The sequence below is a fragment of the Candidatus Saccharibacteria bacterium genome (assembly GCA_016191105.1).
In the GTDB taxonomy this organism is placed as follows: Bacteria; Patescibacteriota; Saccharimonadia; order CAILAD01; family BJGX01; genus JACPPH01.
Genome location: JACPPH010000003.1, coordinates 1 through 21,797 on the forward strand (window position 1 = coordinate 1; position 21,797 = coordinate 21,797).

Annotated in this window: 24 protein-coding genes; 6 read left to right on the forward strand and 18 right to left on the reverse strand. The window is 47.0% G+C overall.

The window, feature by feature from the left end; all coding sequences use genetic code 11:
• Window positions 1–223 precede the first annotated feature (223 nt).
• The 3 genes from rplU to HYX70_01355 all read left to right on the forward strand — a co-directional run bounded on the left by rplU (window position 224) and on the right by HYX70_01355 (window position 1,732).
• Entirely contained in the window at window positions 224–532 is a 309-nt protein-coding gene (gene rplU, locus HYX70_01345) for a 50S ribosomal protein L21 (GenBank protein ID MBI2797929.1), read from the forward strand.
• 259 nt (window positions 533–791) lie between these two features.
• Window positions 792–1,343 carry a hypothetical protein gene (locus HYX70_01350; protein MBI2797930.1) on the forward strand — a complete coding sequence of 184 codons (552 nt, stop codon included), beginning with the start codon at window positions 792–794 and terminating at the stop codon, window positions 1,341–1,343.
• Complete coding sequence (locus HYX70_01355; protein MBI2797931.1) at window positions 1,343–1,732, forward strand: hypothetical protein; 390 nt, start codon at window positions 1,343–1,345, stop codon at window positions 1,730–1,732. The genes HYX70_01350 and HYX70_01355 overlap by 1 nt, the downstream gene beginning before the upstream one ends.
• Window positions 1,733–1,849: 117 nt before the next feature.
• On the opposite strand, the gene guaA is transcribed toward HYX70_01355, so the two are convergent.
• From guaA to HYX70_01395, 8 genes are all read right to left on the reverse strand, one after another.
• Entirely contained in the window at window positions 1,850–3,391 is a 1,542-nt protein-coding gene (gene guaA, locus HYX70_01360; GenBank protein ID MBI2797932.1) for a glutamine-hydrolyzing GMP synthase, read from the reverse strand.
• Window positions 3,392–3,414: 23 nt separating this feature from the next.
• Window positions 3,415–4,908, reverse strand: coding sequence for a leucyl aminopeptidase family protein (locus HYX70_01365; GenBank protein ID MBI2797933.1), 1,494 nt, complete (start codon window positions 4,906–4,908; stop codon window positions 3,415–3,417).
• Window positions 4,909–4,937: 29 nt separating this feature from the next.
• Window positions 4,938–6,431: a hypothetical protein gene (locus HYX70_01370; GenBank protein ID MBI2797934.1), complete on the reverse strand. Its 1,494-nt coding sequence runs from the start codon at window positions 6,429–6,431 to the stop codon at window positions 4,938–4,940.
• Entirely contained in the window at window positions 6,428–6,907 is a 480-nt protein-coding gene (locus tag HYX70_01375; GenBank protein MBI2797935.1) for a GNAT family N-acetyltransferase, read from the reverse strand. Before HYX70_01375 ends, HYX70_01370 begins: the two co-directional genes overlap by 4 nt.
• Window positions 6,908–6,917: 10 nt before the next feature.
• Window positions 6,918–7,847, reverse strand: a complete 930-nt coding sequence (gene trxB / locus HYX70_01380; protein MBI2797936.1) for a thioredoxin-disulfide reductase — start codon at window positions 7,845–7,847, stop codon at window positions 6,918–6,920.
• A 69-nt stretch (window positions 7,848–7,916) separates the two neighbouring features.
• A complete protein-coding gene (locus HYX70_01385) occupies window positions 7,917–8,135 on the reverse strand; it encodes a hypothetical protein (GenBank protein MBI2797937.1) in 219 nt (72 codons plus the stop codon).
• A gap of 164 nt (window positions 8,136–8,299) precedes the next feature.
• On the reverse strand, window positions 8,300–8,644 hold the full coding sequence (locus HYX70_01390) for a YggT family protein (GenBank protein ID MBI2797938.1): 345 nt from the start codon (window positions 8,642–8,644) through the stop codon (window positions 8,300–8,302).
• A gap of 257 nt (window positions 8,645–8,901) precedes the next feature.
• Window positions 8,902–9,276: a cupin domain-containing protein gene (locus HYX70_01395; protein MBI2797939.1), complete on the reverse strand. Its 375-nt coding sequence runs from the start codon at window positions 9,274–9,276 to the stop codon at window positions 8,902–8,904.
• Between the two features lie 73 nt (window positions 9,277–9,349).
• On the opposite strand from HYX70_01395, the gene HYX70_01400 reads away from it, so the two are divergent.
• The gene (locus HYX70_01400; GenBank protein ID MBI2797940.1) at window positions 9,350–9,697 is read left to right on the forward strand and encodes a DUF1622 domain-containing protein; all 348 of its coding nucleotides are present in this window, start codon (window positions 9,350–9,352) and stop codon (window positions 9,695–9,697) included.
• 2 nt (window positions 9,698–9,699) lie between these two features.
• Here HYX70_01400 and HYX70_01405 read toward each other — a convergent pair whose 3' ends face one another.
• The 8 genes from HYX70_01405 to HYX70_01440 all read right to left on the reverse strand — a co-directional run bounded on the left by HYX70_01405 (window position 9,700) and on the right by HYX70_01440 (window position 19,354).
• Window positions 9,700–11,223, reverse strand: a complete 1,524-nt coding sequence (locus HYX70_01405) for a DUF2779 domain-containing protein (protein MBI2797941.1) — start codon at window positions 11,221–11,223, stop codon at window positions 9,700–9,702.
• A gap of 435 nt (window positions 11,224–11,658) precedes the next feature.
• Entirely contained in the window at window positions 11,659–12,834 is a 1,176-nt protein-coding gene (locus HYX70_01410) for a MarP family serine protease (protein ID MBI2797942.1), read from the reverse strand.
• Between the two features lie 122 nt (window positions 12,835–12,956).
• On the reverse strand, window positions 12,957–13,724 hold the full coding sequence (locus HYX70_01415) for a hypothetical protein (protein ID MBI2797943.1): 768 nt from the start codon (window positions 13,722–13,724) through the stop codon (window positions 12,957–12,959).
• 85 nt (window positions 13,725–13,809) lie between these two features.
• Window positions 13,810–14,355: a DUF1697 domain-containing protein gene (locus tag HYX70_01420; protein MBI2797944.1), complete on the reverse strand. Its 546-nt coding sequence runs from the start codon at window positions 14,353–14,355 to the stop codon at window positions 13,810–13,812.
• Between the two features lie 41 nt (window positions 14,356–14,396).
• The gene (locus tag HYX70_01425) at window positions 14,397–14,795 is read right to left on the reverse strand and encodes a type II toxin-antitoxin system death-on-curing family toxin (GenBank protein ID MBI2797945.1); all 399 of its coding nucleotides are present in this window, start codon (window positions 14,793–14,795) and stop codon (window positions 14,397–14,399) included.
• Window positions 14,796–14,836: 41 nt separating this feature from the next.
• The gene (locus HYX70_01430; protein ID MBI2797946.1) at window positions 14,837–14,980 is read right to left on the reverse strand and encodes a hypothetical protein; all 144 of its coding nucleotides are present in this window, start codon (window positions 14,978–14,980) and stop codon (window positions 14,837–14,839) included.
• A gap of 43 nt (window positions 14,981–15,023) precedes the next feature.
• Entirely contained in the window at window positions 15,024–15,446 is a 423-nt protein-coding gene (locus HYX70_01435) for a hypothetical protein (GenBank protein MBI2797947.1), read from the reverse strand.
• A gap of 806 nt (window positions 15,447–16,252) precedes the next feature.
• Window positions 16,253–19,354 carry an N-6 DNA methylase gene (locus HYX70_01440; GenBank protein ID MBI2797948.1) on the reverse strand — a complete coding sequence of 1,034 codons (3,102 nt, stop codon included), beginning with the start codon at window positions 19,352–19,354 and terminating at the stop codon, window positions 16,253–16,255.
• 186 nt (window positions 19,355–19,540) lie between these two features.
• On the opposite strand from HYX70_01440, the gene HYX70_01445 reads away from it, so the two are divergent.
• Window positions 19,541–19,843 carry a hypothetical protein gene (locus HYX70_01445; protein ID MBI2797949.1) on the forward strand — a complete coding sequence of 101 codons (303 nt, stop codon included), beginning with the start codon at window positions 19,541–19,543 and terminating at the stop codon, window positions 19,841–19,843.
• A 160-nt stretch (window positions 19,844–20,003) separates the two neighbouring features.
• On the opposite strand, the gene HYX70_01450 is transcribed toward HYX70_01445, so the two are convergent.
• Window positions 20,004–20,399 carry a hypothetical protein gene (locus tag HYX70_01450; GenBank protein MBI2797950.1) on the reverse strand — a complete coding sequence of 132 codons (396 nt, stop codon included), beginning with the start codon at window positions 20,397–20,399 and terminating at the stop codon, window positions 20,004–20,006.
• A 134-nt stretch (window positions 20,400–20,533) separates the two neighbouring features.
• Between HYX70_01450 and HYX70_01455 the strand changes: the two genes are divergently transcribed.
• Window positions 20,534–21,094 (forward strand): DUF308 domain-containing protein, encoded by a 561-nt coding sequence (locus HYX70_01455; protein MBI2797951.1) that lies wholly within the window; start codon window positions 20,534–20,536, stop codon window positions 21,092–21,094.
• 49 nt (window positions 21,095–21,143) lie between these two features.
• Here the strand turns inward: HYX70_01455 and HYX70_01460 are convergent, their stop codons facing one another.
• On the reverse strand, window positions 21,144–21,779 hold the full coding sequence (locus HYX70_01460; protein ID MBI2797952.1) for a DUF1211 domain-containing protein: 636 nt from the start codon (window positions 21,777–21,779) through the stop codon (window positions 21,144–21,146).
• Between the last annotated feature and the right edge of the window lie 18 nt (window positions 21,780–21,797).

Below are 21,797 nucleotides of genomic sequence, written 5' to 3' on the forward strand. Positions count from 1 at the left end.
TCGCACTAGAGATCATTTCATTAAATGTTTCTTAGGCGGGATCTTAGCAGAGTTTCAGGCCAGAAGAAGCCATCCAGAACTGTTTCGTGACCCATTTACACTACTTAAAAGTATAGCTGTTCCGGTTTAGTGGACAGAACCCAAAAAGCGGTTCTTGACATATGGCTCCAGGTTTGATACAATGCTCTATTGTCAATTTTTCAGAAAGGAACAGAAAACTCAGATGATCGCAGTAATCGAAAGCGGTTCTAAGCAGTACATGGTAGAGAAAGGTCAGACCATCGAGACCGAGCTGCTGCATGCCGACAAAGACGTTGTAGAATTCAAGCCACTCCTAGTGATAGATGGTGACAAGGTTCAGGTTGGTAAGCCAACTCTAGAAAGCGCCATCGTTAAAGCTAAGGTAGACGCTGCCGACGTAAAGGGCGAAAAAATTACCGTTCTGAAGTACAAGCCCAAAAAGCGCCAAAAAACCAAGACTGGCCACCGTCAGCGCGTAAGTAAAATCACAATCACCGACATTAAAGCTTAAATAGTCCTAAAGCGAGTCAAAACAGGGTAAAACCAGGCAAAAGCCTGGTTTTTTGGTGCCCCAAGGCCGTCATCCCGGACTCCGATCCGGGATCTATTTTACAGTTCGAGAAGTCATCGACGAGAACTTTTCGGCCATAGTTCTCGACTAAAGTCTCGAACGATAAGACTTTGTTGCTTGCTTAGGGTGTGTATTTATTATATAATCTCAACGTTCTAGTTCGCCCACCCAATCCATCGACCTACAAAGGAGCCGAACCATGAACGAACCTTTCAGCCTCCACCTGCACATCACCATCCCCTTCGACTCGGTTCCCCCCTCAACCCTGAAGGCTCTTGAAAGTCTGATTAGAGCCGCTGAACCAGAAGCAATCAGCATTGAGCGTGCCACAGCCGAGCCACTCTCACAAGCAAGATCTATGCCCGATTTAAGAATCAATCAAAAAGCCCTCAAGCGTCTCGGGGAGATTTGGCTAGACAGAGAAGCGTGGCAGAAGCTAGCCGACAGGCTCGATGTAAAACGAGGGCAATTGAGTCGAGTCTTTTCTGCGGTGTGGATTGCCGTTCGAGAAAGCGATAGCTCGCCAACTAACCGGTACCACCCCGACTTGGCACATATGAAGGACGGGGTCGGCAACCTCTCGACAATCCGAGCCGACACTTTCGTCCTAATCATGGGCACCCACAAATACAGGGAAAGCGGCGAAGTCGATGGCAAACTAGTGCTTGGGCCAAAGAACATGGGTAGCACAAGGAGGTGGGTGGGCTATCGCGCTGCCCAGTACCTACTTGAGCACTATCGGGAGTTCTAATGCCAGCACAAAGTGACCCGCTCGACGATGTCTGGCTGAGTCGCCAGCTCACCAGCGAAATCGCCCGTGAGCTCGGCATTCAGCCACGCTTGGCCGGCAAAGCCGTTGCCAACTTCGTGCACATCGCCTTCTACGGCCAGCAACCTGCTGGCAAGCACTACCAGGACTGCCCCGAAGACTTCAAGCAAGCCAGGCTAAAAATAAAAGGCCTAGCTCCAGATCGTGCCTCAATCTGTGCGTCTGACTTCTTACGACTAGTCGAATCGAAGCCCAATCTCGACTACGTGCACAAGGTTCGCCATAAGCGCACAGTGTTTGGGCCAAAGATGGAAGCGACAGCCAAAGCAATTGCCAAAGGCCTGCGCGAACAATATGGAGGCAAAGCCTAAGTTCATGCGCCGACGGGGGAACTCGCCCCTGTCGGTAGCAGCTAGCTAAACAAATGTGTATTTGTTCTGATGAGCTCACTCTGACGACATGTCGGAGTCGCAAGAGCGAAAGCTAGACTATTCCCACTCCACTGTACCAGGTGGTTTGCTAGTAATATCGTAAACCACGCGGTTAATGCCTGGGATTTCGCCGACAATGCGCGAGGAGATTTTTTTAAGTAGATGTGGTGGCAGTTCGCTCCAGTCGGCTGTCATAACGTCGACCGAGCTAATGGCTCGAATAGCAATTGCTTGCTCATAAGTACGAGCGTCACCCATTACGCCAACTGAATTGATTGGCAACAGCACCGCGAAGTATTGCCAGGGCCTGGGCACACCCCTAGCAGCCTCGATCTCGCTAGTCACGATCGTGTCGGCCGCACGCAGTAGCTTGAGTTTGTCGGCTGTCACATCGCCCAATATGCGGATGGCTAGGCCTGGACCTGGAAACGGCTGGCGCTGCGTAATGTAGCTCGGTAAGCCCAGCTTTTTGCCAATTACCCGCACCTCGTCTTTAAATAGCTCGCGTAATGGCTCAATCAGCTTGAGCTTCATTTTCTTGGGTAAGCCACCAACATTGTGGTGTGATTTAATCACGGCTGATGGGCCATGTACCGAAACCGATTCGATGACATCGGGGTAAAGTGTGCCCTGCACCAAGAAATCTACATTTTTAATCGTGTGAGCGGCCGCGTCGAAAACATTAATAAATTCAGCACCAATAATTTTACGTTTGCGCTCAGGGTCGGTTACACCCTTGAGTTTGCCTAAGAATTGCTGGCTGGCATTTACCGGTTTAACCTTCAAGCCTATCTTCTTGTAAGCTGCCAACACTTGCCGATACTCACCTTCGCGCAATAGGCCATTGTCTACAAACACGCAGGTTAGCTGATCACCAACCGCCCTACTCACCAAGGTGGCAGCCACAGAGCTATCAACGCCGCCCGAGAGAGCACAGATAACCCTACGATCACCTACCAGTTCACGAATTTTGGTAAGCTCGGTCTTAATAAACTGGACCGGTGTCCAATCACCGCGCAAGCCCACCACTCCAAACAAAAAGTTATGTAAGATTTGCTTGCCAAACTCAGTGTGAGTAACCTCAGGGTGAAACTGCAAACCAAAAAACCGACGTTTATGGTCGGCAATAGCAGCGCGCAAGCCTTGGCTAGTAGCCAGCAGCTTAAAGCCGCGGGGTAGTTTGGCGACATAATCGCCATGACTCATCCAGACAGTTGATTTTTTGGGTAAGCCCTTGAACAGTGGTGAAGTTATTAAGCACTTAATCTCTGCCTGACCATACTCGCGGGTATCGCCGCGTTCCACCTTGCCAGCCAAGACCTGGGCAATCGCTTGCATGCCATAACAAATCGCCAACACGGGCACACCAAGCTCTAAAAATGCTGGATTCAACTTGGGTGCTTTGCGATCGTAAACTGAATTTGGGCCGCCCGAAAAAATCAGCGCCCTGGGATTATGAGTTTTAACTTCGTCCAAATTTGCGCTAAAAGGCAATACTACACAAAAGCACTTCAGCTCGCGAACTTTGCGAGCAATTAGCTGGGTATATTGAGAGCCAAAATCAAGAATAACAACTGTTTCGGTGTTTTCGGGCTGCATACCCTATATTAGCACAAAACTGACTAGTCTTGATCTATCTGTTGAACCCAGGCCGCCAATGAGCGCACACTCTGCCCAGTTGCGCCGTTGGTCTCTAGGCCATTCTTGCTATTGTTAAAGGCGCTGCCGGCAATATCTAGGTGTACCCACGGGTAATCCTGCGGTTTGCCAAGCCTAATATCGGGATTGCGAAAATTGTTTTGATTTACAAAATGGCTCAAAAATAGTCCGGCCGTAATGTGCCCAGCCATACGGTCTAGTTTGCTAGTGTTAATTAGGTCGCTTATGTCGCCAGCTACCTCTTCGCGCAAGGACTCTGGCATGGGTGTGTATAGTGTGTACTCGCCCTCGGCTCTAAATGTATCGAGCAAACTATCAATCAACTTAGCGTCATTACCCATTAGGGCGGTGAACCGCTCACTAACCGCGCCAATTGCGGCACCCGTAAGTGTGGCTGCATCAACTATATAGTCCGGTTTAAAAGTGGTCGCGTAGCTCAATACGTCAGCCAGAGTAAGTCTACCCTCGGCATCGGTATTGTAAACCTCCACCGTTTGACCAGAGTAGGTAGTAATAACGTCGTCGGCCTTGTAGCTGTCGGGGCCAATCATATTTTCGGCGAATGCACTCAGCCAGTGTAGCTCGGTATTTTTGAGACCTAGTTGCGCCAAAGCCTTGGCGACACCAAACATGGTAGCCCCACCGGCCATATCCATCTTCATGGTCTTCATGTGCTGATCAGTTTTAATATCTAGCCCACCGGAGTCGTAGGTGATGCCCTTACCAATTAAGCAAATCCGGTTTTTAACTTTGCCGCTGGGCTTAAGCGTAACGTGCACCAAGCGCGGCTGATAACGACTTGCTCGGCCAACAAACATAACGCCCTGCATGCCTAAAGATTCTAGCTGTTGCTCGCCCAATATTTTAACGATGACGTTTTTGAACGGCTTAAACTCGGCCTCGACTAGTTTAGCTACGGTGTGCGGGTTAAGATCCTCGGGCGGTTCATTTACAATTGTGCGAGTTAACCGCATTGCATCATCAAGGGCTTCGATCTCTTTAATTAGACTATCTTTCGCAAGTTTTTGCATAAAAGAGTCTAAGTAGATTGTGTAGTGTTTGGTTTTGGCCTTTTTGTTGTCTAAATACTTATCGTAGTGCCAGCCCGCCTGCATTATGCCTAATGCTAAGCGCTGTAGATCCTCGGCACCAAAGCTGCCAGCTGGTTTGGTTAATTCAATAGTTTTGATCTTAGTGCCTTCCAGGGTATTGGCTATTTTAGCGCCAACCTCGTACCACTGAACTTTGCAAAACGGGTCGGCATTCTTAGCCACTGGCTTAAAGCTTAGGCCAATAAATAGGCTGTTCTGCTCGAGCACCAAAGCTGCTTGTTTATATTGACCAGCAAACTTAAGCTGTCTGAATAAAGCTTTGTTGGCATGATTCTTGACAGCTTGTTCTGCCAGAAAGTGTACTTGTAGCGCTTTGGAATTCGTATCATTTATTACCTGTGACATGGGTTTCTCCGTTTAACACGATTAGCTTACTAACAACTATTCTTACCCAATTGATCTTTAGCTGCAAGTTCCATCCAAGCTAGAGTGTCTCGAAAGCTAGCCGCCATGATTGTATAGTGATCAACTAAGCCCTTTGGGTTGAAGGCATTGACGGCAGCCGGACTCTGATCGTAACTACGATAGTAGGTATTGTTGCCGCTGGTGCAGTAACGGCGCAGCGCGGTGGTGGATTGTGATGGCAGAATCACATTGTCGTACCGACCTTGATTGATCAGTTTGGGAGTAGCAGACTTGCTGTTGCCAACAATATTTTGATACAAATCCCAAGCCAAGGAACGATACTTGGGGTTACTCTTGAGATCTCCGCTGCGCAAAGACTGCAAAAATTGCGGGGTATAGAGCGTATTGGAGCGGTTTAAACCCACATTGCTAGGCCAATAATTGTTGACCGTATCAATGCATTCTCGCAAGGCATCGTTTTTGAGCGCACCCACCCAACGAGCCTGCAAGATGTCGCTTATTGGGTAAATCTGACGATACCAATCACCATAGGCCACCAAGATAAACGGCCCAAACCAGTTAATGTTGGCTGTGCCGGCGGTGTCGGCCCAGGTTTGCTCAACGCTGGTAACCGGGCCAAAGCCAATGGCTCCGCGCAGCGAGATGTCGGGGGCATAGGTAGCTTGGATTTTGTCGGCCCAATAGGCAGCGTGGCCGCCCTGGGAGTAGCCGCCAGCAAAAATTCGAGAGTTGTCGAGTTTGTCTCGACTCAGTTCGAGGTTACGCAGCGCCCGTACACTATCTAAGACCGCTCGGCCTTCCAGATCTCCAACCATGTAGCGTTGAATTCGGGCTGGATCGCGCATACCCTCGTAGTCAGTTATTACCACCACATAGCCCTGGGAGGCATAGCTCATCATCAGTGAATCATAGTTTGCCCAGTTGCGTTTAGCAGGGTTTTCTAAACTGGCGGCACATTGATCACCCAGGCCGGTAGTACCCGGACCAAAAGCTAAGACCGGCAACTGATTACTGGCACTGGTCGGGCTGGGCACATACACTCGGGCATAAACCGGAACCTTATCGCTCTGGCCGTCAGAGCTAGTGTAGGAAAATACCTGCTTGGTCACTGCACCCTGCACTGGTAAATCAAACCGAGGATTGGTTTGTAGCACCATAGCACGAACCTGCTCAGGCGTAAATTGAGCGGGGGCTTCGGCCTGCAAAACCTTGCCCGTAGCCGGCACAAAAGGCGAGCTTGGGTTGGGCTGGCTCGGCTGCACAATACCATCGGCTGGAGCCTTTTTGAGCAAGTTCCAAGCTGCGGCCGCTGCTACCAAGCCGATAAGTAGCACAATCAATAAGACTTTGAGCCAGCGGTGCCACCTTGATCTTCTTGATTTATGGTTGGCCATACTGCTCGCTTCTGACTCCGACTCATCGGGTTGACCCAATGCTTCAGGAGTTGCCGGATCGTTTGGCGAGGATAACTTAACTTGGCGCTGAACTTTTTTGGCCTTCATGCCAACTCTTTCTGCATTAGATACACCGAGGTAGTTTCGCCAGTCAGCTGCATGGTGTCGCCTAATTGGTAGCCATGATTAGCATAGAAAGCCTGCTGATTATGGGTAACCAGCCGGATCGCAGTCACGGCTTTGCGGCGCAGACGAGTCTCGGTGTCTTCGAGCAAGGATTGACCAATATGTTGACCGCGATAAGCCGGCGCCACAAACAACCAAAAAACAAAGCCACTGCGGTCGGCTTCGATGGCGGCTAGACAGTAACCAATCAGCTGGCGTTGCACAAACGCCCCTAGCAAGATGCGCCGAGGATCAAGACTGCTGCGGATCAGTCGTAGCAGAGAATTTTGGCGCAGCACCGAATCTACTCGGTCTTTAGAAAAGTAACCAAAATCGGTAATCAGAGCTTGTTCAAAGACTCCTCGCATTTTCTGACTTTCATGTGGCCGGATGGTGCGAATTCGAACTGTTTGATCCATAGCGCCTGGGCTATCCTTTGGCAAGACTTTGCAAGTAATGTTCCGCCTCTAGCGCCGCTTTGCAGCCTTCGCCTGCCGCCGTCACCGCCTGGCGATACCGTGCGTCGGCTACATCGCCAGCTGCGAATACGCCTTGAATTTCGGTACTGGTATTGGCTTTTGGTTGCAGGTAACCCTTGGCGTCACGCTTGAGCTGGCCTTCGAATAGCTCGGTAGCCGGCGTGTGGCCAATGGCCACAAACAGCCCTTCGCAGGCAAAGTCTTTTTCTTTATTAGTTATAGTATCTCTAAGCCTTACACCTTCAACAAAGTCTCGACCCAAAACATCCACAACCTCGCTATTCCAAATTACTTTGATCTTAGGATTATCGAACACCCGGCTCTGCATAATCTTACTGGCCCGAAAGCCATCGCGCCGGTGCACAATTGTGACTTTACTAGCAAATTTGGCTAAAGTTAAGGCCTCCTCCATGGCGCTATCACCACCACCCACCACAACCACATGTTTGCCCGAAAAAAAGAACCCATCGCAGGTAGCACAGGCACTTATGCCCTTGCCCATAAGTCTGGTTTCATTTTCCAGCCCGAGCCAGTTAGCACTCGCCCCGGTACTAACAATTACGGTTTTGGCGGCGTATTCTTTGCTACCTACCCAAACTTTTTTTGGATTTGACCTTAAATCAACCTTGGTAACTAGATCGGACTTAAACTCCGTGCCAAAGCGCAGAGCCTGCTTTTTCATTTCTTCCATTAGCTCTGGGCCCAAAATACCCTCTTGGAATCCAGGAAAGTTCTCGACCTCAGAAGTCAACAGCAACTGCCCACCAGGAGCATCACCAGCAATCATGAGAGTGCTCAAATTAGCACGGCTAGCATAGATAGCCGCAGTGTAGCCGGCTGGGCCAGAACCAATAATAATAACGTCGTAAACTTTACTCATAAGACCCTTATTGTAACAACTTGCACACCTTAGAGTAAACAGTCTTCTGGCACTAACAGAGCGGGAGTGCTAATCGACCCTACGAAAGTCGCTATCGAGTAGCCTTTGATATGATTCGTAAATGTACTTGGCTTTTTTGTGAGTTAGTGTGCTTAACTTGCCAAGTATGAACAGTACCAGCGTGAGCCCGGCTGCTAATACAGCCGCAATTAGCCGCAGTAGTAGGGTCTTGCCAAAGTCTATCTGCAACACAAAGAACATGGCCACAGTGTACAAGATAAATATCACAATCCACTCGTGCTTATATATGTGACCGCGGAAGTTGGCATTTAGCGTACGATTCGTTTGGTTGTCTACTAACCCGTCTTGAATTTCTTCAGCACCACAATCTGATCTATAATGTTCAATACCTGCCGAGCTTTGGTGGATTTAGCGCTTATGGTTTTGGCTCACTAGCTTCTCGAATCTAACTTGCGCATGAGCGATTGAATTAGAACCGCAATTATTGCGTATACAATTAGTGCGAATAGCGCACTAACATCTAGGTAGCCCCCGGTTACACTATCGTGGGGTAGAAAAATACCGCGAAACGGTGCCAAGAAGTCGTTGCTGGTGTTATAAATAAACCTAACAAACGGCGTGTTGGCGTTGGCATTAAAGAGTAGGAAGAAGATCCTAAACCCCAGTACAATCTCAGCAAAGACCACAACACCATAGGTTACATATACAACAATTTTGCCGACCGTAAGATCCGAACTTGCACCGGTTACTTTTTTTGCTTCCTTAGTTTCAGCCAACACACATTCCTCGTTTATGTTTTTATCTTAAGCCGAATAATAGGAGTTCTCAAGTCGATTATCAAGGATTTGTTGATTTTGCACCCATACCAGTTTACAATAGGCACACAATTCGCATCCCGCAGGAAGGATAAGCCTTGAACGAAGACAAATTGCACCTTGTGCTCGAGGCTTACCCTACCCCTTTCGGTCGGCTTCTGACAGAGTTCTATCAAGCAACAAATCGGCTCGGATGGTGAGTTGTTTCGCTTTTTTAGCTAATGCTTGCCTGCCTCAGCGGCTTCGGCATCGGCCTTGGTCGTATGGACTGTTCCTTCGGGGTGATGTGGCGGACTGTAGGTGGTAATAATCTTCATTGGCTGGTTGCCCACAGTTGTGAAATTATGTTCAGTCCCTGCTGGCACCAGCACGCAGTCACCGGGATTAAATTCGCTCTCTTGGCCGCTTAAATAGACCGTGCCCTTACCCGAAACCAAATACAAAACTTGATCGTTATCTGGGTGAACCTCTTTGCCGATGTCCTCGCCAGGCTTAACATCCATTACTACAACCTGAGTGTTCTTGCCGTTGGCCAAAACTGTGCGAAAGGTTGTGTTGTCGAGTGTTTTTTGCTTTAGATTTTGAATATGCATATGTGACTCCTGTGTTATGTTAAAATTATACGCCATATTGACGACAGGAAACGCCAAGGCCATAATAAAAATTATGGCAGATCTTAACAGCTATCTTTCAACAGTCGGCAAGATTCTTGATGTTGTAGGTGTTGCTGTAATTGTTTTTGGAATTATCATTTCAACCTATTGGCTAATCAACCACTATAGCGCTCGCATGGCGGGCGAGGAGATCTACCTAAATTACCGTAAGGACCTGGCCCGCAGTATTCTGCTAGGTCTAGAATTTTTAGTTGCTGGTGACATTATTCGATCTGTTGCCACGGGTTTTAACATTCAATCAGTTATCGTGCTTGCAGTCATTGTGCTTATTCGCTCGTTCCTGAGCATTACATTTGAAATGGAAATCAACGGCCGTTGGCCCTGGCAGAAACGTCAATAATTCTAAAAAAGAGTTGGTTGGGTCGCCTCTAATGGTGCTGGCCTTTGCCGTTGCTGCAAAAACTCATAGATCTTTACCATGGCTAGGGTATCGAGTTCGCAATAGGCCCGAAGATTTTTTAGCAGTTCTTCTTTGCCATCTTCGGCACCTCCTAAGATCGTTTGCATCCACAGTCTTTGAGCGGTCATGCCCTCGGAAATTTCCATATCTTTGTGATTGAGCTCGGGCACCAGAACTGGCAATACATTCTTTATGCTAGCCGAGCCATAAAAGCCAGCATCGATGTACCAGCCCTTAAAAAACGGCAGCATTAAGTCTTTAATTCGATCGTTCAATTGGTTGGTAAAGCTAGCAAATTCAGGACACTGTTGGCCGAGTAGAGTATTACAAGACTTTTCAAAACCTTCGTTCCAAGTTAATACTGTGCCCTGTTCGCCGATGTCTTCTTTTAATTGCTCCAGGAGCGGTCGGCTCGGGTTGTCGCCCGAGCTATGCAGGTATTCACGATGGCGCAACTCGCCGCCTGGATTATCGATAACGTGCAGGCTGTATTGAAAAGGCATTTGCTGGTACGGTCTTAGCCCATCGAACGGCGGCACTACCGAGCCCAGCGTTTCGTAATCTAAGAAGTACAAAGGATATGCCAGCCCGCCCAAAAACTTATCGATTTTTTCGCCGTCCACAATCGGCTCATCACTTTTTGTGGCATCGACCTGCCAACGCTGAGCCGGCTTGAGCTCAACATCTTCTGGAATATCGACCAGTCGACTTATGCCGCGATGCTCAAGTTCGGCAATTACATGCTCGTTGCTACGACACAAGGTGTAGATGTTATAAGGCTCGGCTTGGGGTCGTAGTTTCAAATAAATATCTCGCCACTCCTTAAAGCTGCCGAGTCGGGCTCGAGCCGGGCTGGGATTGGGCATTTCGGCTTGAGCTGCTACTTGCAGCGCTTTTTTTATCTCTCTTCTAGTTTGCGAGATTCGCGCCGCTACCAAGGCCGTAACATCTTGGGTTACACAGATCTTATTTGGATCAACCTCGCCATTGCGCACGTAGCGATTGTTACAAAAAATTACCGAAATTTTACTAACCTTGTAGCCTGCGCCCATCAATACTGTTGTTTGAAAGGCCAGATCATCGATGTGCTCGGGCTTAACCCGGGTGCTGCCCTTGATCTCATAAAGTTCTAGCTCGCGTTCGCCAACTTGTTCCACAATGTCGCATATGCAGGTTAGCTGGTTGGCTTCAAAGCGAGCCTGAGAGATCAACTTATCGCCTGCGTCGAGCAGTTTTTTGGTTCGGGCTGTTAAGCTCTTGTATTCATCATAATTTTCAAAGCCTAGTCGTGTAAGTCCAGTAAACTTTTGCTCGACTATGGTTTCAAAAAGATTGCCATCATCAAATATGGCCTGTTGGTTGGCTGTAATCGGCGGCAAGAATTTAGGCCTATTTTTTTTAAGCCATAGCCAAGCCGGGTGCTTTAAGTAAAGCAAATAATCTGATTTGGTGAGCTGAATTGCCATCAGTTTATTGTAACAGTTAGCCTAGGCTTTTAAAAAACCTGGCCAGTGCGAAAACACTGCCTAGTGCCCGTTATTCTTCCAAATGTGCAACTTGGAGTTTGGCAATCGAGAGTGTAAAACCTGGCCTATCTTAGGGTTTATAATCTTATCGCTTTCGCCAAAAAAATATTTCGGCCGGTTATTCAACTTGCTCGGGCTTAAAGATCCAATTCAGAAAAGTCCTCATGTCTTCGAGCGCGCTCTCGCCATTTTGGGCCAATGCTTCGGCCATTTAAACTTATAACATTGGTCGCAATTTTGGATCATTCAGCGTCGGCTCATCACTCAATGCACTTTCGGCTATACTGTCTACTAGCTTGTTGGCCGTTTTTATTGCCGACATCTTCGTAGGCAAGCTTGCGACCGTCTTTTGGCGTAATGGTTTTCATATTGCTATTATACTCGATCGACACAAGTCTGGGTGCTAACCGGGCTAGACAACCCTTGGGTTTGGTTAATTATACCAACAAGATCGGGCGAGATTATGGCGTAGCCCACTCCTGAGCCGTCTTCGGCCCGGGCAAATACCATGCCAATAACCGTGCCGTTGGGCAACACTACGGGACCGCCCGAATTGCCCGGCACAACCTGGGTTTGGAGTTCATAGATGTTTCGAGTAGAGCTGGAGTTGCCATAAATGTTTAGCCCCCGAGCTGTAATTTGCCGATTTACGCCTGCCGCCTTAGCGTCGAAGCCGCCGCCGCCCGGAAAACCCAGCACCGCGGCTTTGGTACCACGCGTCACTGCTACGTTACTAACCGCCAGTGGTGAGCCCGCCAGATTGCTTGTTCGTAACACTGCCACGTCGAGATCTGGATTAAAGTAAACCACTGCCGAGCGATGACTGCCGTTTGAGTCTTGTACAAACGGCTCGTTTATCCCGGCCACCACATGAGCATTGGTCATAACTAGGCCTTCAGCCACTACAAAGCCCGAGCCATCTAAGCGGCCACCGCAGCCATTGCCCTCAATACGAACAGTTGAAAGCCCAGCTGCAGCCACGGCCGACTTAACTTCGGCTGGGCCAGCTGCATCGACCGGTGTAGCCGGAGCTGGCGCTGGCCCCACAAAGACTTGCGGAAATTCAAGATTATTAAATAGGCTGCTCACACGAGCCACCACTGGCGGCGCTGGCGGCAGGTTTTTATTAAGAGTTTGAACTACGGCCGAGCGGCCAATTTGCCGGTTTAGCCAATCAAATGGGCTGGTAGCCAAAACCGAGGCTAGCAGCCAAACACCAATTAAGACCGCAAAAATGCTAAATACCCCGCCCAAAATAGAGTTGGCCTTATCGAGTTTAGCTTGCTCAATCTTTTGGTTTAGCTTATTGGCCAGCCACGCAAAGCAGTAGCCAAAGCCCAGCATCATAAGCCCAATCGTAGCCATAGCCGCCACAAATCGCAGGTTGGGATCAGTAAACTGGTTCATTGCCCATGGCGCAATCAGCACCCCAGCCACCAAGCCACCCAGGGTGCCGGCTAGAGTACTCAAACCAGCCACCAAGCCAATTTGGCTCCAGCGGTAAATACTGTATATAACTGCCAGTATTATTAATACGTCGATCAAATTCATGGGCTGCTACTTAATACACTTATTATAACGTTATGCGCATAAAAACATGACTGCAAGAATAAGAGCCTCCGTGCAGAGGCTCTTTATTCTCTGCCCGAAGGCTTTTTCTCGCTTACAAAGGCTCAGCCATCGGCCTCCAAAGCTAGCTGTCCGATCGGGGTGATTCGAATCACCTGCACCTGCTCAATGTAGCCAGCGGCTGCTAAGCGTTTGAGTCGTAGCCTCACCTCTTCGTTTTCGGCGTAGGCTATTCTGTCGGCGCGGCCAATCAAATCGAGCCGGGCATTGTTCGACTCAACCTGGCCATTGTTGTCGAGTTCGCACAAGATCCTGCGATCCATTTCGGTGAGATCACCAAGACCAAACTGCACCACGCGCTTGCTGGGCAACTTAACCCCTGGGGCAGATGCAGTAGCTGGCGGCGACAGTGTTGGCACCGGCTTTTTTGCGCGCCGCTTGTTGGGTGGCTTTCCGTTACGGCCGCTCGGCTCGCACCCGAGAGTCCCCGAGCGCAGCGATGTGCTCACCGATGTGCCCGACCTTCTTTTGGGCAGCTCGAGAGCCGCCAGCTCATCCTTCAGTTCGTCGAAGTTGGTAGGCACATTGGCCTTTTTGGCGCTCAGCCCGCAAGCTCGACAGCCATCGGCTGTCACATAGACGTTGGCAACCAAGTTGCCACCATTGTGGATAGTTGCTACTTGGCCAGCATGTTCCAACTGTCGGATCTTGGCCGAAAGCCTCGAGACTGGAACACCCATCCTTTTGGCCAGGGCTTCGGCTGCGTTTAGCTCACCTTCGATCGGCCCCTCTTCGGCCAGACTGACCAAGATATCCTCCTGCAGTTCGTCGAGTTCGTCTTTCTTGCCTGCACCCCTCATGCTTGCTTGCATCGCTATCCCCCTTGTTCAAGAACGGGCGAGCCCTGTTGGCCCGCCTAGTAATTTCACAGTAACATACGGGTGCGACAATATTCAATTAGAATTTCATTAACTCGGCGAGTTTGCGCACGGTATTAATGTTGCGGGCGGTCATTTTACGGTAAGGCTTAGTGCCAATTAGCTTAATGCCACTGCCTTGTTTAATGTGCTCGCGGTCGACATTCCAAACCACAGACCCAGGAACATACAGTATATGCTCAAACTCGGGATTATAATCTATAACCTTAACTACCTCCGGGTCATCGACCTCGTCCCACAAAAACATTACATCGGTTTTTTGGTTAGCATCGTTTGCCCACTCGTTTGGCACCTTATTAAGTAACATTTCTATAGCCGCTTGAGTACGAATAACCACCGGCACACTATATCCAAATTCTTGCTTAATAGCTTTTTCGATCAGCTGCTCTTTGTTGGGTTTGTCTTTAGAATCAGCAAAAACCACATTGCCAGAGTTTATGTAGGTTTTAACTTCTGTAAAACCTAGAGATTCAAAAACAGCCTTGAGCTTTGCCATCTCAACTTTATTATTCCCGCCCACATTGATCCCGCGCAGTAGAGCCACAAAAACTTCGGTTTTGTTCAAATCGCTATTATAGCCCCCATCACCAACCTTGAGTCTTATCACTAAAAAGATATATGCTTTAGTTCGTCTGGCGAATCAACCATATTGGTAGTAATAAATCGTTCTACGGTTTTAAATACGATATCTTTTTCCGCAGCCTTACTGCTCGCTACCAATACCGCAATATCATAAAGTTTACGTGGATCAACGTGAAGCCATTTGTGGTTTTTAAGCAAGAAGAACAGCAATATACACACTGCCATACGTTTGTTGCCGTTTTCGAATGCATGGTTTTTGGTAATCAAATAAAACACCATGGCAGCTTTGTGGGTTAAGCTAGGATAAAGCTCTTCGCCATTAAAGCCCTGCTTAATCGTGTCTAAACTAGATTCTAGCTTGTTGCGATCGTGAGATGCAAAATCAGGCATTGGCTCGTCGTGAGCCATCATCTCTTTTGCCAAAAAGTGAGCAAAGCGCTCTACTTCTGCAAGAGTTAAATATTCTACTCTTTGGCGAGCAATCGGAGGGTCTCCCCGTATTCCTGAACTATAAGCCGGGCGGCTACTTGTTCTTGTGAGACATGGTTGCCACCTAGTTTGCTTTTTATGTAAGCTAACAGTTTTTTGAGCATATCGACTATAATCATAGCCTATTTAAGCATAAGTTAAAAGCGTTAGCTTTTTAACTGGCTAGACTTTTGGCTGGACCGGTTTTGAAAAATTCTTAATTAGCTTCTGCAGTGCATTCTCATCTTTACGCAAGTCAACCTCTACAAAATTAGGCATGCAGTCGTGTTGCTCGAGCGCTTGTTGTTCTTCCTTATACAGATCGTCGTCGAACCACAAGAATGGTTGGTTAAAGTCGATGGCCTCAGTTTTAGCTAAGCCCCAATTGGTTGGTTTTATTGTTTTAACCAGCTCCATTGTTTCGGGTTTAAGAAAGCTACCAATCGCCTCGATGGTTCGGTTTTCGTTGCCGTGGCAATGTGTGCTTAGCCAATAGGTTGTATCTGGATAGTTTTGTAATACGTAGAGTAAAAACTCATCGGCCCCATGCGCCGCAAACCTATCATTCGCCAACAACACTCCGTCGATGTCGAGATAGATGTTCACAACCTAAACTGGTCATCTCGCTTACTGGGCTTAAATTTCCACTTTATTTCGGCCATTCGCCCCTCAATGGTTGAAAAAATTTTCTCTACATCTGATTCAGTATATTTGTATAAACCTTTATTGCTAGTATTTCCAAGTAGTCTAAGATCATTCAAAATTTTGTTAGTTCTACTCTGCGCCATTCTCTCGAACCTGTCCCGCTTTGCCTCTTCTGTGTAAAGCTCTTTTCTATACGAACTTGTCTTAATCTGGTTAGCTTTCATAAACTATATATAGCATATAGTCTATATAATATGCAAGCCTTGTGGTTTGTATTTTAGCAACTAGTGTGGTAGATTAGTAGAAATATTAAATTGGAGGCGTGAGTGAAAAAGAAAATTCCAACTAAATAGCCGTCGCAGTGCAATGCGACGGCCAAAGAGTCAGTTTGGGTCTAACCAAATGCTCTTTTTGTATTTTAACAAACAATTTATCAAGAAGGAAATAATAAAAAATGTTAACTGTGATCACAAATACACATCAATATAAATTTGAAGGGCCGTACGATGAAATACGGCCGTTGAAAAATGATTCTGGCGTCTACCTAATCAGCACACTAAACAATGCCGGGGGGCATGATGTAATTGATATTGGTGAATCATCCACAGTTCAGGATAGAGCATCAATGCATGATAGGGCCGACGATTGGCGGGCATGCATTAACAACGGATTATATTATTCAGCTTGCTATTGCGATGAAAACAAACGGATGGCTCTAGAAAAGGAGTTGCGAGCCTACTTTGACCCGCCCTGTGGGGATAGATAGGTTAAATCTTCCAGACCTTATCAATTTCTTTCATAATTCTATCTGTTTCTATTAGAGCTTTAATGATTTTTTGATAGTGTACAATATCGTCGTTTGTTAGAGTTCTGCCTTTCCGATCCTTGAGCCACTTTTGGGCTGGTTGATAACCGCCAATGTAGAAGTTCCAGGCAGCTTCTGGCACACTTCCAAAATATTGATCTTTATTAATTGTTACCGTATTTGCCTTGTAAACGGTTGCTTCTTTTTCTTGCCCTTTCCAAAAAGTGCTGGTGTCGGCGGGCCAATATTTTACATCTTCTACTATGTTTGATCCTTGCTCAGGATAGGTGATTTCAAGCGTTTCAAGTAGTGATGAATTCATTAAATGAAGCTCACGAAGTTGCCCGCCAAGTTCAGCTAGTGCCCTAAATTGCTGATCATTATTGGGAATGGGTACCCTTGGGAAGTCCATCTTCAGAAATTCTTTATATTTTTCGCGATAACTTGTCGAGTGAAGTGTTGCGTAAATATAGTCAAACACCAATCTAACATCTGTCTTTGAATCAATGTTAACCATGAGTCTTTTTAACTCGTCCCTGTTAAAGTTATCATATCGATTTCCAGAATCGTCATAAGTGTAGAGGGGCATAACATAATTTATATCCAAAGAACTTATAAAGGTTGAGCCTGAGGTCATTAATGCAGAAATAAAAACAAAAGACCAATCAGCATTTTTATCTCTAGAGCGCCTTATTGTAACTAAACAATAGTTGTCCTTGCCGATCATGCTTTTCATAACTTTTAGTCTTGTGCGCTCAATTAGATTGGATTCAAAGTAAATAAGTCTACTGTCGAATAGCCTATAATCAATCGGGAGAATATTTGAATCTACAATCTCGTTGGTAGCTAGATATTCTCCACGTTTATCTTGGTTAGACTTTGCTGCCTCCAAGTTTTTTACAAGCTCCTGCTCTGTAAACGCTATTAATACTTTATCGGCACCCGTTACAACCCCAACACTATTTATGCTAAACAAATCGCTTAGCCGTATGCCTTCGCGGTATGATTGTCCGATCTCTGAATCCTTTTCTTTTTTGAAATAAAACATCTCATTATCGGGCTTAATTTGCTGCCACGGTATCTTGTTGACATTCATCTCAGCAAATTTATCAGTTCTAGGGCCATACAAGTCAGAAAGATAAATCTGTGCGGACGCTTTGCTTCTGCCCCTCTTTACTGCGAGCAATATTGCTACTCCCTGCATTATGTCAAAAACATTTTCATCTATTCCGCCATCTGGCGAAACTTCCTTCTTCTTTGCATTGCCATGTAAATCTAAGATATAAATTTTGTCAAACGTTTCTGAGAAGTGCCATCTCATACCCCGAAATGTCGGGTTATCTAGATATGCGTGGTTTGTAATCATTGCAACTATACCCTCGCCATTTTTTTCGATCATTTCCTCTGCGAACGCAATAAACTTAACATAATCATCATTAATCCATTTAGGATTGCGCTCTTGTAGCTTAGATTTTCCACCAGGTTCTACTTTGTATTTATTTACCAAATCTAATGCAAAGTCTGTTTTATTTGAACTCTCACCACTATATGGAGGGTTGCCCACAATTACCATAATTGGCTTCTCATCTTTGACCTCTGCAGCCAATGCTGCTTCTTTGGTGACTTCACCAGCTAACCCAAAATTTGAAAACATATCGAGCTGGTTTTTAATGCCTTCTTCAAGTGTGTTGGTTAAGTATAGGCCTAGTCGTTCATTCAAATTTTCTACACCAGTTTCTTGCAAGGTCATGCCTAGCTTAAGGTGTGCAATTGTATAAGGTGCCATCATTAGTTCAAATCCATAAAGGCGAGGAACAAGCTCTTGTTCTGCATAGCTGAGCCATCGGCCCTCTTGGCCCTTAAGCCCTGCGTAAATGTATTTGATAATTTCATTCAAAAAAGTTGCTGTTCCAACGGCGGGGTCAAGTATTTGGACTCTATGTAGATCTTTATAAGTTCTCTTCGGCTTAGTATTTAGCAAAAATCGCTTTTTAGTCGTGTCGGCCAACCCCCCAGCAAGGCCAAACTCCTCTTTCAAAATTTTATCAACTTGCCGAACAATAAATCTCACAACTGGAATCGGAGTATAATATGCTCCCATTTTTTTCCGTTCTTCAGGATCATATTCCTTCAAGAAGTCCTCGTAGAAGTGAATTATTGGGTCTTTACCGTCATGATTAAGGTCGGTCAACTTAAGATGCTTATGGACAATATCTTTTACGTCACTAACAGAAAAAACCTCACACAGCTCGTCGACGATATAGGCCAATCGTTTGTCAAAGTGCGGCCCAACAATATGGTCAAAAAACTCACGTAAAAACGGATTGGTGTCTGGCACCAAATCACGAGCTTCCTGTCGAGTAAAGCTGGCTGGTGTGTCATCATTATAACGAGCCACAAACAAGCCATATACTAATGTCTGGGCGTACATGTCGGCAAATTTTTCGTGGCTTAAGTCATGCACCAAGAGTGACTTGATCATGTTATAAATTTTTTCTAGCTCTGCACTCTTTTCATCTTCACTATCTAGATAGGCTGAGACATTATCTCTAATACGACGTGCCTTTGCACCCATTATCAGTGCTAACCGCTTGCCACTTTTTATTTTTTCTGGTGCTTGTTCCAAGAATGCCTTAAGTTCGTTTTCCAAATAAGAAAAGTTCGAAGAATCGAGCTCAATTTGGCCATCATCAATAGCACCAATTCCTATTGTCTGATATTTTTCGCCGTTTTTATAAAACCTAAATTCAAGCGAGTTTGTAAGAAATAAGTTGTCGTAACCAGCGTAGCGATGTAGTTGGTTTGTTTTCTCGACCCTATCTAGGTCTGTGTCGATATCTTTGGCTTCTGCATAACCCAAGACCACACTATTATTTGATCTTTTCAAGAAAATAAAGTCCGGGTTTCCAAATTCAGAGCGTTTAGGGTCATTAACACCAATCGTACCTGGGAAGCTCGACATAAGCCGCTCTAGAGCTGGTCTATAGGCATGCTCGCGAGCATGGCCAGTCTGATATGCAGACTTAACTTCTTGAATGTATCTTTCTATTTGATTTTCTGGCATGCTAGTCTAATTCTACGCTTTTTGATCGGTAAATTCCAGATCGGGTTGACGCAAAAAGCTGTGCAGGCGTATGCTTAGGCTGTCCTTAACAACCCGAGGCTCTAAGGAGGCCACATGGACGAAGCTCCGCTAGGTCCCCTGCCGGGGACAATGCACATCTACCACTGGCGCGAAGAGGGCAAGCCGGTGCTAGACGTTTGGTTTGTTCGGCCTGTACGGCTCAGAGGTATTGGCGACCCTCGATTGAGAGAGTTCGGCGAGCACTACCTGGACTACTACACGCCCAGTGCCCCCAGGTTCCGACCCAGTCACTTCGACACCGTCGAGGGCATCGACGGCCTGCGTGATTGGCTGAATGCCAACGACTTCTTCGCCAAGAAGTGCAACGAAGTCGTTGCGGCCGTAACCATCTGCTGGTTCATCACCATCTCAGACGAGTCCGACACCCAACCCATCAAGCCTCAGAGCCCACACGAGCGCCCTGCCTGAGCTCACAACATGCGATCTACCAAGAAGCGACCCTTGCTTTCTGGCGGGTCGCTTCTTGATTTAAACTAGATTAGGCTTATCGATTAGTATGTCTATGCATTGGCTTTGGCCCCATAATGAGCATGCGATCGAATGGCGCCGGAATGTTGTTGTCGCGGGCTTACTGCACCAGCGCCAGGTGTTGAGCTTTAATAGCTGCTTGCCGGTCTTGAGATGACTTGTCTTTAAGGCTATCGGCAAAGCTTTTGAGCTCATCGACCTTTTGCAAAATAGCCGATTTTTGAGCCTCGCTAAGATTGCCATCTTTAACGGCTTGAGTTAGGCGCGCTTCGAGCTTGGCCCGGCGGTCTTGTTGCTTTTCGGCCCGAAAGTCTTGAACCCGGCTTTGCACGTCGTCGTGATTGAGGTGAAAAGCCGAAGCAATTTTATCTACTAGGTTGGGCTTGTGCTCAGAGCTGTTGGCCGCCATGGCCGGCACTGCTCCGGCTAGCAACATTACACTAGCAGCTATAGCCACGGCAGTGACTTTGGCTGATTTTTTGAGTTTAGACTTCATAATTAAGCTCCCCGTTAAGCTGTGTGGTCATAATAACTAGCTAACCGCTGGTCTGTGACATTACTGATCATGATTGACTCCGCCAGACCAACAGGTATAGCATGGGTGTATAAAATAATGAGGAGTAACTAACAATGGCAAAAGCAGTCGCTGTCGACATGACACCAGGCCTCCAAGAACCAACTTGGGTTTCGGTAGTCAAAGGCGTGGTGTTTGTACTGTTTGGGCTAACCGCTCTGGCTTGGCCGGCAATTACGCTGGTGAACTTGGCCTGGGTGTTTGCCCTATATATATTAGTAATCGGGGTAGTTGAGCTAGTAAGCGGCATAATCTATGCCGGCAAACAAGACTTTTGGTGGCTCAAGCTCCTAATGGGTGCGCTAAGCATTGGCGTGGGCGTATACTTGCTGCGAGCTGATAGTGTGGTGCAACTCTCAACCTTCCTGTTTGTGGTTGGTTTTGTGTTGATCTTTCGCGGCGTGCTCGAGGTCGTGTTCGCTTTTAACCGCGCAATCGAAGGTTCCACTCGAGCTCTGCTCGCAATCGTGGGTATAATCAGCGTATTGGCTGGTTTTGTAATCTTACGCCAGCCGGTCGCTGCCGGCGTAGCTTTTACCTGGGTCTTGGGCTTGTACGCGTTAATTTCTGGTCCAATCATTATTGGCATGGCCATCGCGCACCATCACAACTCTTAGGCAAAACAATCAAAAAACACAGCTTTTATTACAAGGCTGTGTTTTTTGATTAGTCCACTTTCACGGGAGCGGTAAACAGTCGCATAAAAACTGGCGCCAGGGCAAATAGCAAAAATGCCCAGGTGCCCACAAAGATCGAAAGCACCACGGTTGCAGCCGATATAAGTAGAAAAACTACGTTGCGCTGCTCACCATTCACTATCTCTGGCTTGTCGAGGTTTGCCTTAAGCTGCTTATCAAGTTTGGTGGCGTAGCTCCACTGCCACCAGCTAATGAGGGCAAGAAAGAAAAAGTTTAGTGGGAACAACACGCGAGCTATTAGTAGATTTGGATAGGCTCCAGCCAGGCTGGTGGTAAAAGGTATAAACACCACGGCCAGCAAACGCAGGGTGTTGATCATAGTAAAGTGGCGATCGGCAACATGAAAGTGCTCAAATTGCCGTACGTGCACCGCCCACATGCTGCCAAGCAGCAAAAAACTAACCACAAAGCTAACAACATTACTTTGCATGCCTCTTAATGCCTGCATTAATCCTGTATTTGTGACTTGCCCAACAATCTCTGGCACTTTCAAGTCGAGCACCAAAAGGGTCATAGCAATGGCAAACACGCCGTCGGTTAGGGCCTCAAGTCGTCGGGTCGAAAAGGTTTGCTTATCATTCTCTGCTAATAGGGCTTTGCTCATACATATTAGTATAACAAA